General features: G+C 67.9%; 10 protein-coding genes. 6 read left to right on the top strand and 4 right to left on the bottom strand.

The window, feature by feature from the left end:
- Positions 1-64 precede the first annotated feature (64 nt).
- Positions 65-2,491: a DKNYY domain-containing protein gene (locus ABY44_RS14705; protein WP_060173330.1), complete on the top strand. Its 2,427-nt coding sequence runs from the start codon at positions 65-67 to the stop codon at positions 2,489-2,491.
- A 199-nt stretch (positions 2,492-2,690) separates the two neighbouring features.
- Here the strand turns inward: ABY44_RS14705 and ABY44_RS14710 are convergent, their stop codons facing one another.
- Positions 2,691-5,030 (bottom strand): Orn/Lys/Arg decarboxylase N-terminal domain-containing protein, encoded by a 2,340-nt coding sequence (locus ABY44_RS14710; RefSeq protein WP_060086242.1) that lies wholly within the window; start codon positions 5,028-5,030, stop codon positions 2,691-2,693.
- A 3-nt stretch (positions 5,031-5,033) separates the two neighbouring features.
- Positions 5,034-6,566 (bottom strand): arginine/agmatine antiporter, encoded by a 1,533-nt coding sequence (gene adiC / locus ABY44_RS14715; RefSeq protein WP_034195968.1) that lies wholly within the window; start codon positions 6,564-6,566, stop codon positions 5,034-5,036.
- Between the two features lie 432 nt (positions 6,567-6,998).
- On the opposite strand from adiC, the gene ABY44_RS14720 reads away from it, so the two are divergent.
- The 5 genes from ABY44_RS14720 (at position 6,999) to ABY44_RS14740 (ending at position 12,226) form a co-directional block, all read left to right on the top strand.
- Positions 6,999-8,069, top strand: a complete 1,071-nt coding sequence (locus ABY44_RS14720) for an NAD(P)H-dependent flavin oxidoreductase (RefSeq protein ID WP_060173363.1) — start codon at positions 6,999-7,001, stop codon at positions 8,067-8,069.
- Positions 8,070-8,150: 81 nt separating this feature from the next.
- Entirely contained in the window at positions 8,151-9,605 is a 1,455-nt protein-coding gene (locus tag ABY44_RS14725; protein ID WP_060066666.1) for a M20 family metallopeptidase, read from the top strand.
- 40 nt (positions 9,606-9,645) lie between these two features.
- Positions 9,646-10,755: a malate/lactate/ureidoglycolate dehydrogenase gene (locus tag ABY44_RS14730; protein WP_060086245.1), complete on the top strand. Its 1,110-nt coding sequence runs from the start codon at positions 9,646-9,648 to the stop codon at positions 10,753-10,755.
- Positions 10,752-11,330 carry a TfoX/Sxy family protein gene (locus tag ABY44_RS14735; protein ID WP_060173328.1) on the top strand — a complete coding sequence of 193 codons (579 nt, stop codon included), beginning with the start codon at positions 10,752-10,754 and terminating at the stop codon, positions 11,328-11,330. The genes ABY44_RS14730 and ABY44_RS14735 overlap by 4 nt, the downstream gene beginning before the upstream one ends.
- 317 nt (positions 11,331-11,647) lie before the next feature.
- Positions 11,648-12,226: an NnrU family protein gene (locus ABY44_RS14740; protein ID WP_021163685.1), complete on the top strand. Its 579-nt coding sequence runs from the start codon at positions 11,648-11,650 to the stop codon at positions 12,224-12,226.
- Between the two features lie 110 nt (positions 12,227-12,336).
- Here the strand turns inward: ABY44_RS14740 and ABY44_RS14745 are convergent, their stop codons facing one another.
- Together ABY44_RS14745 and ABY44_RS14750 are read right to left on the bottom strand one after the other, a co-directional pair.
- Positions 12,337-13,716: an amino acid permease gene (locus ABY44_RS14745; protein WP_060173326.1), complete on the bottom strand. Its 1,380-nt coding sequence runs from the start codon at positions 13,714-13,716 to the stop codon at positions 12,337-12,339.
- Positions 13,717-14,003: 287 nt separating this feature from the next.
- Positions 14,004-14,741, bottom strand: coding sequence for a sulfite exporter TauE/SafE family protein (locus ABY44_RS14750; RefSeq protein WP_060173325.1), 738 nt, complete (start codon positions 14,739-14,741; stop codon positions 14,004-14,006).
- Between the last annotated feature and the right edge of the window lie 413 nt (positions 14,742-15,154).

Consider the following 15,154-nt stretch of genomic DNA (forward strand, 5'->3'; position numbering starts at 1 on the left):
TTCGTACCCGGCGGCGCACCGCCTGACCGGGGCATTCCGGACGAAAGCGCAACAAACCAACAACATGACACTCAGAGAGAACCTCGGATTCGGCTTCATGCGCGATGACGCGCACGTCTATTGCCACGATGGCCCGCTGCGGGACCGCGCCGGCAACCTCATCGAAGGCATCGCGATCGACAGCTTCCGGCCGTTGTCCCGGTATCTGGCGACGGACGGCGTGCGTGCCTATGCGTGCACTTTCACGTGGTTGCGCTTCACCGTGCTCGACGTCGACGCCGCGACGTTTCGCCTGCTGGACGAGTCGCATGCCGTCGACGCGAACCATGTCTATTTTCAAAACCGGAAGCTTGCCGGCGCGTCGCCTGCGCGCTTTCGGCTGCTGAGCGAATCATGGGGGCATGACGACCGTTACCTGTATCACTACGGCAAGCGCATGCGCGGCGCGGATCCCGCGACGCTGCGTTGGGTCGGCGCGTATCTGGTCGACGCACAGCGCGTCTGGTACGGCGGGCGGGCACTGGAAGGCGCCGATGCGGCGAGCTTTGTCAGCGCGGATGAAGTGGCGCAGGATCAGGCGACCGACCGCGCGCGTCCCTACCGTTACGGCCATGCGGATGATCCCGGCCCGCGCGAGCAATGGGAACGCAACTGGTCGCCGTTCTTCGCCGCGCGTCCCGAATTGCAGGGGTACTGGTGGCATGCGCTGATCGGGCAGCCCGTGGCGGACGTATCGACGCGGGAACTCGGCGGCGGATACCGGGTGGTCGGCGATCAGGTGTACCTGCACGACCTGCCGCTGCTCGAACCGGACGCGGGGACGGTCCGATGGCTCGGCGATTCATTCATCGCGGACCGCTCGCGGCTCTATTCGTATTCGGAGTACCACAAGGGCTTTCTTCGCGGAGGGCCGCTTCCGGGCGATCCTGCGCAGTGGCGGCATCTTGGCGGGCCGTGGTATCAGGCCGGCGACCATTGCTATCGGCAGCAATGGCGCGGCCATGCGGAGGCCGCGAAGGTCGACGGCAAGACGTTCGAGATCCTGAACGATACATATGCGAAGGATCGCAATGGCGTGCTGTGCATGCTGGTACGCAAGCGCGGCATCGATCCCGCACGAATCGAAGTCGTCGGCGACGACCATCTGCGGGAGGGGGACCGGCTGTTCTATTTCGGCAAGGAAGTGAAGGCCAGGTTCGACGCCCCGACGGCCGAACCGGTCGGTCACGGCTTTCTGCGCGACGGGCAGGGGCGATTGCTGCACTACAACCAGCCGTATCGGCGCGGCGTCGACGGAGAGACGCTCACGTTCCTGTCCGAGTATTTCGCACGGGACCGCGCGCGGGCCTACGTCTATTGCAACGGCGCCGAACTCGTGCCGCTGCCCGGCGTCGATCCGGCCGCCTTTCGTCTGGAGCAACCCGATATCGGCACGGACGGCAGTCGTCGCTACGTGTATCAGGCATGGCTGGCTGCGTGGCGCGCGCGTGACTGGTCACCGATGCCCGACTACGTGCCGCCGGACTACGTGGCGCCCGAAGCGGGAGCACGGGCCGATGCCGGACCGGCGCCCGAATCGGTGTCGGCGAACGGGTTCCGGCAGGCGTCGCCCGCCGGGCCGGACGCCGCCCGCCGGGCGTGCGTGATCGAATGGTCGCGCGACGAGACGGGCGAACCGCGACTCGTCGTGGCCGGCGACGGATTCTGCGACATCTGGGATCTGGCGCAGCGGCAAGTGGTCGCGTCGTTTGCGCTGCCTCGTCCGTTCGTGCCCGACGAGACGGACGCGACGGCCATGGACCGACTGCGCAATGTGCCGGTGAGCGCGTCGGCCGATGCGTCGTTGTCGACGCTGATTGTCGCGTACTGGGACAACACGGCACTTTACCGGGTCGATGCCGCGAGCGGTGCAGCGGACGCGTGCTGGCGGGCAGACAGCCGTTATGACGATCTGGAACGGGTTCATCTGTCGCCCGACGCGCGCGAAGCGTGGGTGCGCATCCGCAACCGGCTCTATCGCGTGCCGCTCGCCGGCGACGGCACGCTCGACGTGCTCGATTACGATCTGGCCGACCAGCGTTTCCAGGACGCTCCGTTCGCGGTGAGCGCCAGCCGGCATCGCCGTGCATTCGCGCGGGACGCGGCGCTGACGGTGCGCACGGATGGCGCGACCGATTGCGACATACCCGGTGCGGACAACGGCTTTCCATGCGCGTTTTCGGACGACGGCACGCGCGTGCTGGCGCGCGACGCGAAATTCGTGTTGCGCGAGTTCGACGTCGACAGCGGCAAGCGCCTGGCGTTGCATCGTGGCGGCTGGTGCGAGCGCAAGTGGTTCAAGAGCCAGGCCGGCTGGATCGGCGGGCGCCCCGTGTTCGTCGGCCTGCCGATGGGCGGGCAGGGCGAGGTCGACATCTGGGATGTGCTCGACAACCGGCTGCTGTTTCGCATCGAGGCCGCCGCACGCGTGCCCGAGCCGGACGCGGGCTGACACCGTCGCGACGCTGCGGCCGGTCGCGGGAACAACGCCGGGCGATTCCGAAGCCGATGCGAGCGGCCGACGCGATCGCGCCGTGATACGGCGCATGCATCCTCCAACCCGGCGACGACGGTGCAGCGCAGGCGGCCGGTGACCGGAGCAACCGGCCGCGTGTACTGAACGGCCGCGTGCCATCGCGGCCGGTGCAGGCTCACCGCGGAATGGTGTCGCGCGCCTTCTGCTTGATGCACGCGATCCGGTACACGCCATCTTCGACTTCGACACCGTGCGTGTCGTGCGTGAAGCCCGGGAAGCGCAGGTCGTACTGCTCGAGCGCCTTCAGGTAGCCGAGCAGCGGGCCGTCGGCCGGCCCTGCGTTCTCGCCGGGCATCAGCAGCGGAATGCCGGGCGGATAGGGCACGACGCCCGTCGCGACGGTGCGGCCTTCCATCTCCGACAGCTCCAGCATCTCGATGTCGTTGTGCACGAGATGCTCGAACGCCTCGGCCGGGCTGTAATCGGGCTTCGGCAGCGTCGAGAAGCCGCGCGACATCATCTCGGTCGTCTTCAGGTCGCTCATCGCGCTGAACATCAGGTCGCACAGGTCGCGCAGGCCGAGCTTGCCGTAGCGTTCCGGATAGCGCGCGACGAGTTCGGGCAACGCCTGTTCAAGCGACACGTTCGCATCGTAGTCGCGCTTGAAGTCGAGCAGCGTGTTGACGAGCGTGCCCCACTTGCCCTTCGTCACGCCGAGCGAGAACAGGAACAGGATCGTGAAGTCGGTCGTCTTCTCGACGACGATCCCGTGCCGGTCGAGATACGCGGTGACGACCGATGCCGGAATGCCGACCGGCATCAGCCCGCCGTGCGATGCGACGCCCGGCGTGACGATCGACACCTTGATCGGGTCGAGCATGCAGTAGTCGTCCTCGATTTCGCCGAAGCCGTGCCACGTGTCGCCCGGATGCAGTACCCAGCACGACGGGTCGGTGGCGAGCAGCGTCTCGTCCGCTTCGTGGAAGCGCACGCGGCGGCCCGTCTTGCGATCGACGACGTTGTCGGGCTGCCAGCCGTTGAAGAACCAGTCGTTGTTCTCCGCGCATTCCGCATGCAGGCGCGCAAGCATCTGGCGGAACGCGACGGCCTCGCGGATCGCGTCGGTCGTCAGCGCCTCGCCGCCGGGGCCGTCCATCATCGCGGCGCTCACGTCGTTCGACGCGATGATCGCGTAGTTCGGCGACGTCGACGCATGCATCATGTACGCCTCGTTGAAGCGCGCATGCTCGATCGGGTTGCGGCCGTCGCGGACGTGGATGAACGACGCCTGCGACAGCGCGGCGAGCAGCTTGTGCGTCGATTGCGTCGCGAACACCGTCGGCTTGCTCGCGTCGTGCTGCGACGGATCGCCGTGCATCGCGTGACGGTCGCGGTAGATCGGGTTGAAGCGCGCGTAGCCGTACCACGCCTCGTCGAAGTGCAATCGGTCGACGCTCTGCCCGAGCAGTTCCTCGACGCGTGCGACGTTGTAGCAGAGGCCGTCGTACGTCGAGTTCGTGATCAGCGCATGCACGGGCGTCGGGTCGATGCCGTCGCGGCCGCGCACGAGCGGGTTCGCGTCGATCGCGAGCCGCACGGCGGCGGCCGTCAGCCGTTCCGGCATGATCGGCCCGATGATCCCGTAGTGGTTGCGCGACGGAATCAGGTAGGTCGGAATCGCGCCGGACATCGTCATCGCGTGCTCGGCCGACTTGTGGCAGTTGCGGTCGCACAGCGCGACCTGGTTGCGCGTGACGCTCGCCATCAGGATCACGCGGTTCGACATCGACGAGCCGTTCGTCACGTGATACGTGCGGTGCGCGCCGAACACGCGCGCCGCGTAGCGTTCGCTTTCGCCGATCGGGCCGGAGTGGTCGAGCAGCGAGCCGAGTTCGCCGACCGAGATCGACAGGTCCGAGCGGAACAGCGCCTCGCCGAAGAATTCGAAGTACGCGCGGCCGACCGGCGATTTCAGGAACGCGGTGCCGCCGGTGTGACCGGGTGTGTGCCACGAGTATTCGTACACGCGCGAGAATTTCGCGAGCGCGCGGAACATCGGCGGCAGCACGGTCTCGCGGTAGCGTTCGATCGCGGCGACGATCCGCCCGCCGATGAACGCGGTGGTGTCCTCCAGCATCCAGATGAAGTCGTCGGCCTTGCGCATCGCGTCGACGGGAATCGCGGATGCGCTGGCACGGCTCGCGAGCAGGAACACGGGCACGGTCGCGTTGCGCGCGCGCATCGCGTCGAGCACGGCCTGCGCGGGAGCGTGGCCGGCGTCGTTGCCGAGTTCCCAGTTGAGCAGCAGGCACTGGATGGCCGGATCGGCGGCGACGACCGCGCAGGCATCGTCGGCGGACGTCGCGATCACGACGTCGACGAGCCGGGTGCGCAGTTCCTCGGCAAGCGCCGTCGCGGCGCGCCCGGTGGCCGTGCGTTCGTCGATGTCATGCTGCACGAGCAGCGCCTTCATGCCGAGGCGGCGGAAGGCCGGTTGGGTCAAGGATGCGGTCATGTGTCATTCCCCCGTTTGCTGGGTTGCCTGGGCGCTCGCGGCAACGGCCGGCGAGCGCGCGTGAAGGGTGTCGGCCTGGTGACGGCCCACGGAAATCCAGAAGGTCGCGGCGAGCGCGGCGATGGTCACGCCGAGCGCGAGATAGCGCACCCAGCGCGGCGAGCGGCCGCCCGGATGCACGTGGGTTTCCTCGATCTCGCGCTGGCGGTTGATCGACAGCTCGTAGAAGACGATCGTCGCGACGACGAAGATCAGCGACCAGCGCGTCTGCTGGCCGTCGGAGCCGACCATCGCCCACAGCGCGTAGACGGCGCCGATCAGGCCGACGATCGTGTAGAACGTGAACTGGTGCGACGGCATCTTGCCGTAGCCGAGCACCTTGATCGCGATGCACGAATAGATGTACGGCAGCAGCGTCATGATCACGGCGATCGACGCGATCTTGCCGAACTGCTCGCTGGCGCTCGGCGACATCGTCGCGAGCACCTGCACCGACATGATCAGCGCGACGATCGCGAGGCCGGCCGACGGCACGTTCTTCGAGTTGACGCGCGCGAACACGCTGGCGAACAGGCCGTCGTCGGCCGCGGCCTTCGCGGTTTGGCCGACCAGCAGCGTCCAGCCCGCGAGCGAGCCGAGGCAGCCGAGCGCCGCGCACAGCGCGACCGCGTTCGCGGCCGTATTGCCGAGCGCGAGGCGCGCGGCATCCGCGAACGGCGCGCTCGACGCGAGCAGCGCCTTGTTCGGGATCATCCCCATGATCACGGTCGAGCTGAGCACGTAGCAGACGGCCGCGAGCACCACGCCGCCGACGGTCGCGATCGGCACGTTGCGCGACGGGTTCTCGACGACGCCGGCCGATACCGATGCGCTTTCCACGCCGATGAACGCCCACAGCGTGAAGTTCAGCGTCGCGCCGATCGCGCTGAAGCTGTTGGTGCCCGACACGTTCCAGCCGGCGAAATACACGTCCTTGCTGAACCAGAACCAGCCGAACACGGCCATCCCGAGGATCGGCACGAGCGCGAAGACCGTCGTGACCGACTGCACGCGGCCGACGACGTTCGGCCCGAGGATGTTCGCGTACGTGAACAGCCAGATCACGAAGATCTGCGCGAGCGCGAACACGAGCGGATCCTTCAGTACCGGGAAGAAATGCGTGAGGTAGCCGAGGCCGGCGACCGCGAGGCCGACGTTGCCGAGCACGTTCGCGAGCCAGTAGATCAGGTTGGTCTGGTAGCCCATGTACGGGCCGAACGACTTGCGCGCATACGCGTACGGGCCGCCGGCGGCCGGGTCGATCGCGGCGAGCTTCGCGAACACGAGCGCGAGCGACACGGCGCCGACGACGGTGATCAGCCAGCCGAAGATCGCGATGCCGCCGGTCGCGGCGAGGTTCGCGGGCAGCATGAAGACGCCGGAGCCCATCATGTTGCCCGCGACCATCAGCGTGGCGGGAATGACGCCGATTTTCGGCGCGGAAGCCGCGTCCGGCGTGGCGGCGGCGCGGGAGGAGGACGAGCTGGCATCGGACATGCGACGCTCCTTGAGAAGGCGTGTTTCGGTTGAGGTAACGCGGTGTGGCGCCGGTCGACGATTCCGGTGTGGTTCGTCGTTTTAATTGACGCGTTCATGTTATCGCTCGGAGCGATTATTAATAAGGGTAAACGCTTGTATTTAATAACTTGAATATTGATCAATGTCATTGAAGCCGGTGAAACGGTGTTTGGCTTCGGGTTCGGCGGCCCGTGTGGAAAGGCTGGAGCGTGTTTTTGCCGATTCCGGTCCGGACGGGTTGGATCGTGCCGCGGAAGCTTCGAAGAATAATCGCTTTTACTAACCGGTTAAATCAATTCGTGACGCAAATGGCGTGGCAATTGGAGTTTGAGTTTGTCGGTTATTATCGGGCGCATTAAATGCGTGCCGCCGGCGCGCGCGACCACCGCTTCTTCCCCGAGGATGATTCCGATGACGACGCTGCCTTCCCGTTTGCCGCTGATCCAGGCCCCGATGGTCGGTTCACTGAGCCCGCTCGCGATCGCCGTGTGCGAAGCGGGCGGGCTCGGCTCGCTCGCCTGCGCGGCACTGGGTCCGCAGCAATTGCGCGACGAGATCGCGGCGATCCGGGCGCGCACGCCCGCCCCGTTCAACGTGAACTTCTTCTGCCATACGCCGCCGGCGCCCGATGCCGCGGTCGACGCGCGCTGGCGCGCGGCGCTCGCGGGCTACTACGCGGAAGTCGGGCTCGATCCGGCCGACGTGAAGGGCGGCCCCGGACGCGCGCCGTTCGACGATTCGATGTGCGCGGTCGTCGAAGAGCTGCGGCCGGCCGTCGTGAGCTTTCACTTCGGGCTCCCGGACGATCCGCTGCTCGATCGCGTGCGGCGCACGGGCGCGCAGGTCGTCTCGTCCGCGACAACCGTCGAGGAAGCGCTCTGGCTGGATGCGCGCGGCGTCGACGCGATCGTCGCGCAGGGCGCGGAGGCCGGCGGCCATCGCGGCATGTTCCTGACCGACGACATCCATGCGCAGCCGGGCCTGTTCGCGTTGCTGCCGCAGATCGTCGACGCGGTGCGCGCGCCGGTGATCGCCGCCGGCGCGATCGCCGACGGGCGCGGCATTGCGGCCGCGTTCGCGCTCGGCGCGCGCGCGGTGCAGATCGGCACGGGTTACCTGCTGACGCCGCAGGCCGGCCGCTCGGCGCAGCATCGCGCGGCGGTGCGCGCCGCGCGCGACGACGGCACGCGCCTGACCAACCTGTACACGGGCCGCCCCGCGCGCGGGCTGCTGACGCGCTTCATGCGCGAACAGGGGCCGATGAGCGCGCTCGCGCCGGCGTTTCCGCTCGCGACGGCCGTGGTCGATCCGCTGCGCGGCGCGTTCGAGCGGCAGGGCCGCGACGACTTCTCGGTGCTGTGGTCGGGCGAGGCCGCGGCGCTCGCGCGTGAAGAGGATGCGGGCGAACTGACGCAGCGCCTGTGGCGCGATGCGCTGGCATGTGCGGCGGGGCTGCGCGACGCGTTTCCGCAGGCGCGCTGAGCGACCGGGAAGGGGGCGCCGGCGCGGGAGCATCGGCGTATCATCTGGGTTTTCGTCAGCCCGATCCAGGCACCCCCCACCATGACCTCCGTCGACACTACCCCCGTCCTCGACCATGACAAGCTCGTTACCTTCATCGAGCGCAAGTGGAACGATGAAATCCTCCATGCACTGACCGACTACATCGCGATCCCCGCGAAGAGCCCTGCATTCGACCCCGACTGGGCAAAGCGCGGTTATCTCGAGCGCGTCGTCACCGATGCCGCGCAGTGGGCCGAGCGACAGCCCGTGAAAGGCCTGAAGCTCGAGATCGTGCGCCTGCCGGGCCGCACGCCGGTGATCTTCTTCGAATCGCCCGCCACGCGCTCGGGCAGCACCGACACGATCCTGCTGTACGGCCACCTCGACAAGCAGCCCGAATTCGACGGCTGGCGCGCGGACCTCGGCCCGTGGACGCCGAAGTACGAGAACGGCAAGCTGTACGGCCGCGGCGGCGCGGACGACGGTTATGCGATCTACGCGAGCCTCGCCGCGCTCGGCGCGCTCGACGAGCAGGGCATCGAGCGGCCGCGTTGCGTCGGCCTGATCGAGACCTGCGAGGAGTCGGGCAGCTACGACCTGCTGCCGTACGTCGACGCGCTGCGCGACCGGCTCGGCCAGGTGTCGCTCGTCGTGTGCCTCGATTCGGGCGCCGGCAACTACGACCAGATGTGGCTCACCACGTCGCTGCGCGGGCTGGTATCCGGCGACCTGCAGGTCGAGGTGCTCGAGGAAGGCGTGCATTCGGGCGTGTTCGGCGGCATCGCGCCGTCGAGCTTCCGCGTGATGCGCCAGCTGTTCGAGCGCCTGGAAGATGCGAAGAACGGCAACCTGCTGCCGGGCGTGTTCCATTGCGAGATTCCCGACAGCCGCGTGCGCGAAGCCGACGCAGCCGCCGCCATCCTCGGCGACGCCGTGTGGAAGGGGCTGCCGTGGGCCTGCGGCGCGGACGGCAAGCCGGTGCTGCCGACCACCACCGATCCGCGCGAGGCGCTGCTGAATTCGACGTGGCGCCCGTCGCTGTCGGTGACCGGCGCGGCCGGCATGCCGGCGCTCGCGGATGCGGGCAACGTGCTGCGTCCGCGCACCGCGTTCAAGCTGTCGCTGCGCCTGCCGCCGCTCGTCGACGCCGCGCAGGCCGTGCAGCAACTGAAGGAACTGCTCGAACTCGACCCGCCGTATAACGCGAAGGTCACGTTCAAGCCGGACGCGGGCGCCGCGACGGGCTGGAGCGCTCCGGATCTCGCGCCGTGGCTCGCGTCGTCGCTCGATGCCGCGTCGCGTCGCCACTTCGGCGCCGATTGCGCGTACATGGGCCTCGGCGGCACGATCCCGCTGATGAACGTGTTGCAGGAAGGTTTCCCGTCCGCCCAGTTCATGGTGTGCGGCGTGCTCGGGCCGAAGTCGAACGCGCACGGCCCGAACGAATTCCTGCACGTGCCGTACGCGAAGAAGCTGACGGCGGCGGTCGCGGACGTGATCGCGACCGCGCGCTGAGCGCCACGACTGCCCGACCCGACCTGACGGAACCTTGCCGATGACCGCCTTGCCGACGCCCGATACCGAACCGCTGCGCATGCGCGCCGAACCGCTGCATGCATTCGTCGCGGCACTCTGGGAACGGGCCGGCAGCAGCGAGCGGGAGGCACGGCTCGTCGCCGATCACCTGGTCGGCGCGAATCTCGCGGGCCACGATTCGCACGGGATCGGGATGATCCCGAACTACGTCGCGTCGTGGCGGGAAGGGCAGTTGCAGTTGAACGGGCACGCGTCGATCGTCCGCGACGGCGGCGCGGTGCTGACGATCGACGGCGGGCGCGGCTTCGGCCAGGTGATCGCGTTCGAGGCGATGGTCGAAGGGATCGAGCGTGCGCGGCGCATGGGCATCTGCGCGATCGGGCTGCGCGATGTGCATCATCTCGGCCGCATCGGGCACTGGGCCGAGCAGTGCGCGCGCGCGGGGCTCGTGTCGTTCCATTTCGTCAACGTGCCGGGCGACCTGCTGGTCGCGCCGCTGCACGGCACCGATCCGCGCTTCGGCACGAACCCGTTCTGCGCCGCGTATCCGCGTGCGGGCAGGCCGCCGCTACTGCTCGATTTCGCGACGAGCGCGATCGCGTACGGCAAGACGCGCGTCGCGCACAACCAGGGCAAGCGCGTGCCGGCCGGGTCGCTGATCGACCATCGCGGCCAGCCGACCGACGATCCGGCCGTGATGCACGAGCAGCCGTTCGGCGCGCTGCTGCCGTTCGGGCTGCACAAGGGGTACGCGCTGGCGGCGATGTGCGAGATTTTCGGCGGTGCGCTCGTCGGCGGGCATACGACCTACGGCGACACGCTGCAGAAGACGAGCGCGATCGTCAACGGGATGCTGTCGGTGCTGATCGACCCGAAGGCATTCGATGCGGCCGATGCGGAGCGTGAGGCCGATGCGTTCGTCGCATGGGCCAAGGCGTCGCCGCAGGCCGGTGACGCGCCGGTACAGGTGCCGGGCGAGCCGGAAGAGACGAGCCGCGCGGCGCGCGGGGCCGGCGGCATTCCGGTCGATCGCGCGACGTGGCGGCAGATCCGCGAGAGCGCGGCGGCGGTCGGCTTCGACGACGCGGCGCTCGACGCGTGGACGCAGCGTTGCACGGAGCGTGCATGAGCTGGCAATCGGAGAAGGCACACGGCGAGGAGATCGCGTATCAGCTCGCACCGCTCGGCAAGGTCGAGGTCGCGCGGTTCTTCAGCGGGGCGGCGATGCGGCTCGATGGCGTGATGTTCGGCTTCATGTCGCGCGGGTCGCTGTTCCTGCGTGTCGACGACGTGAACCGTCCGGCGTTCGTCGCGGCGGGGATGGGGCCGTTCTCGTATGCGAGGCCCACGCGTACCGTCGCGCTGGAGGGTTACTACGAAACCCCGGCCGACGTGCTCGAGGATGCGGGTGCGCTGTTCGACTGGTGCCGCAGCGCGTATCGCGCGGCGCTGCTGGCGGGGCCGCCGAAGCGAAAGGCGAGGGCGGCGGCGAAGCCGGTGCCGGAAGTGGCGCCGGTGGTGAAGCGGGTGGCGGCGGCAGCGAAGCCGGCGGAGAAGTCTGCGGCAAAGCCGGCAGTGAAGCGGGCAACGCAACCGGCGGCCAAGCCAGCGGCAAAGGCGGCAGCGAAACCGGTAGCGAAACCGGTAGCGAAACCGACAGCGAAACCAGCAACTAAACCACCGGCGAAGCGCAAGCAAACCTGATGCCGGTCGAGCGAAGCGACACCTTCGCGAATTTCGCTTTCCTTTCTTTCGATCTCGAACGTGTCGGGGCGATTCGCACGACACGCGGCGCATAACGGGTGCCAGGCGGTGCGCCCGCGCAGGTGCGTAAAGTCATGCGGCTTGCCGCACCGCACATCCCCCGTGCTTCACAACGGCGGCCCCGGCGTTTATGATCGGCGCGGGTTGCACCCGTGACTGGCGCGACCCGCGCCGGCCTCGCCGCCGGCTCCAACGAACGGCGCATCGTATGCCGCGCGGGACGCTTCCCCACTCATCATTCCAGACGGAGACAACCGATGCTCGTCCTGATTCTCGGTTTAGCGATCTTCCTCGGTGTGCACTCGATCCGGATCGTCGCGGACGGCTGGCGGTCGGCGACGATCGAGCGAATCGGCGAGAAAGGCTGGAAGGGCCCCTATGCGATCGCATCGATCATCGGCTTCGTGCTGATCGTCTGGGGTTACGGCATCGCGCGCCAGGGCGCGACGCTGCTGTGGGTGTCGCCGGTCGGTGTGCGCCACCTCACCGGCATGCTGACCGCGATCGCATTCGTGCTGATCGCCGCCTCCTACGTGCCCGGCAACCGAATCAAGACGCTCGTCGGCCATCCGATGGTGGCCGGCGTGGCGGTCTGGGCGATCGCGCACCTGCTCGCGAACGGCACGCTGCACGCCGTCGTGCTGTTCGGCGCCTTCTTCGTCTGGTCGCTCGTCGATTTCGTCGTGTGGCGCGCGCGCGACCGCCGCGAAGGCGTTCGTTATCCGGCGGGCAGGCTGTCGGGCGACGTCGTGGCGATCGTGGCCGGGCTCGTCGTCTGGGCCGTCTTCGTGCTGTTCCTGCACGGCTGGCTGATCGGCGTGCGGCCGTTCGGCTAAGCCGCCAGGCACTTGAGCGGCTGAGCCGCCGAGGGGCCGAGAAGCCAAGCGGTTGAGCAACTGACTGGCCGAGCGGCGCCGGCCAGCGCGCCGCCCGCCGAGGGCGACGGTCAGCGCAGCTTCGCGCCCGCCGTTTCGCCGAGTTGCGCCGGCTTGCGGCGCAGGAAATACGCCGCGACGATCGCGAGCGCCGTCGATACCGTGAACCAGAACTGGAAGCGCGAATCCGGGTTGAATGCCTGCGAGCCGAGCACGGCGACGAGCGCCAGCAGCGCGACCCAGTTCGACACCGGATAGAACCACGCGCGGAACGCCGCCGGGTCGCGTCGCTCGTGCTTCGTCTGCCGGCGCATCGCGAAGTGCGCGACGATGATGAAGATCCACACGATCATCACGAACGCGCCGCTGCTTTTTGCGAGCATCAGGAACAGGTCGCCGCCGCTCACGAAGTGAACGCCGAGGATCGACACGCAGATCGCGAGGCACAGCACGAGCGCGTTCATCGGCACGCCTTTCGCGTTGGTACGGCCGAACATCGCGGGCGCGTGCCCGCGCTGGCTGAGCGAGAACAGCATGCGCGAGTTCGAGAACAGGAACGAGTTCATCACCGACATGAACGACACGAACAGCACGATCTTCATCGCGACGGCCGCGCCCGTGAAGCCCGCCATGCCGAACAGCGACACGTACGGCGATTTCAGGTTGGCCTTGTCCGTCCACGGCATGCACAGGATCAGGATCGACACCGAGCCGACGTAGAACACCATCACGCGCACGATCACGCTCTTGATCGCGCGGATCACGTTCTTGCTTGGGTTCTCGGATTCGCCCGCCGCCACGGCCGCGATTTCGCTGCCGCCGAGCGAGAAGATCACGACCATCACGCCGGCAAGCACGGGCGAAATGCCGTTCGGCATGAAGCCGCCGTGATCCGTGATGTTCACGAGCCCGGGCGCCGGAATGCGCGGCTGGAAGCCGAGCAGGATCGATGCGCCGAGCGCCATGAACACGACGATCGTTGCGACCTTCGCGAACGACAGCCAGTATTCCGCTTCGCCGAACGAGCGCACCGAGTACGCGTTGCTCGCGATCAGCGTCACGAGCATGAACAGTGCGCCGGCCCACACGGGCAGCCACGGCAGGAAATCGTTGAGGATCGCGCCGAGCAGGATCGCCTCGACGGTGATCGTCATCATCGACTTGAACCAGTACAGCCAGCCGACCGCGAAGCCGGCCCATTCGCCGAGATAGCTGCTCGCGTAGGTGGAGAACGAGCCGCTGTCGGGATTGCGGGACGCCATTTCGCCGAGCATGAACATGACGAGCGTGACGATCACGCCGCCGATCAGGTACGACAGGATCGCCGCGGGGCCGGCGGTCGCGATGATCGCGCCGGAGCCGACGAACAGGCCTGCGCCGATCACGCCGCCAAGCGCGATCATCGTGATGTGCCGTTGTTTGAGGCTTTGCCTCAAAGAATTGTCCTGCATCTCCTACCTCTAGTTATTGTTGGCCGGGAACGCATCGGGCAGCGGCGGCAACGTTCTGCCGCCGCAGGGGCGCCGATGTCGGGGGAGCGTGTGTGACGCGATGTGCCGGGCCGCCGGCGGTGAGTCGGAATGGCGGCCGCGAAGTGCCGGTCGGTGCCCGCGAGAGGGCGATGACGACGGCAACCCGGATTGTGGGCGGACACCGCCGTCACCGCAAACGAGATATGAGAAAGACGTCTTGCGGTTTGCTCATCAATTGCCGTGGCGGCGACAAGCGTGTGCGCGTGTCAGATCGGCTTGACGAACAACCCGATGGTCAGCAATGCGCCGATGCAGACGATCCCGATCCGCAGCACGCGTTCGTTCACGCGATGCAGCGCCCACGTGCCGAGCAGCCCGCCGACGATCGCGCCGCCGCCGAGCGCGAGCGCCTTGCCCCAGTGCAGGTGCGGCGACGTCAGGAACAGCACGACGGCCGATGCGTTCATCACGCCTGCGAGCGCGTTCTTCGTCGACATCGCGTGACGCGGCGACAGGCCGGCCATCGTCAGCACGGCCATCATCAGGAAGCCGAGCCCGCCGCCGAAGTAGCCGCCGTAGATCGCGATCATGAATTGCGAGAACGCGGCCGGGACGGTGCCGAGGTGGGCCGTGCCTTCGCCCGGCTTGCGGAAGAAGCTGCCCCACGCGAATACGATCGTCGCGAACAGCACGAGCCACGGCACGAGGCGCGAGAAGATCGACGAAGGCGTCTTCAGCAACAGCAGCCCGCCGAGCGCGCCGCCGACCACGCTGATCGCGAACATCGCCCGAAACGACAGCTTGCCGACGCCGCGCACCATGTCGCGGCTCGCCCAGCCGGTCGTGACCTGAGCGGGAAACAGCGCGACCGTCGACGTGATGTTCGCCGAGAGCGGCGACATGCCCGACACGATCAGCGCGGGCAGTGTGACGAACGAGCCGCCGCCCGCGAGGGTGTTCTGCAGTCCGGCCCACAGGCCGGCGAGGATGACGAGAGCGAGCATGGGTGCGGGAACGGGGAGGTGGCTGGAGGCCCGCTTGCCGGAAGCGGGCAGGCGCGGCGGACGCTCGATGGTAATGCAGGATCGCGGACGCAGGAAGGCAGACCGGGCGTTCTGCGCGATGCGGTGCAGGTCGTGGTGTGTCGACGCGCTGTTGCGCGGCCCGTCGATGGCGGCCGCGCCGATTGCAATCCCGGCGGCGACACCCGGGCGACGCATGTCCGCTCGCGTGGGAGATCGCCATGGAAAGCGGGATTTAACGCTTCATTACGATAGGTTTACCGGAAAGGTGCTAAATTCGCGCATCGATATCTCGAAAAGTGGCGAGGGTAGACAGATGCTGAAGAAATGGGCCGGAATGGCAGCGATGGTCGGCGCGATGGTGGCGGTCTCGGCGCCTGCCGTGGCGGGTGACA

Source organism: Burkholderia sp. ZZQ-2 (assembly GCF_050768715.1).
GTDB lineage: Bacteria > Pseudomonadota > Gammaproteobacteria > Burkholderiales > Burkholderiaceae > Burkholderia > Burkholderia cepacia.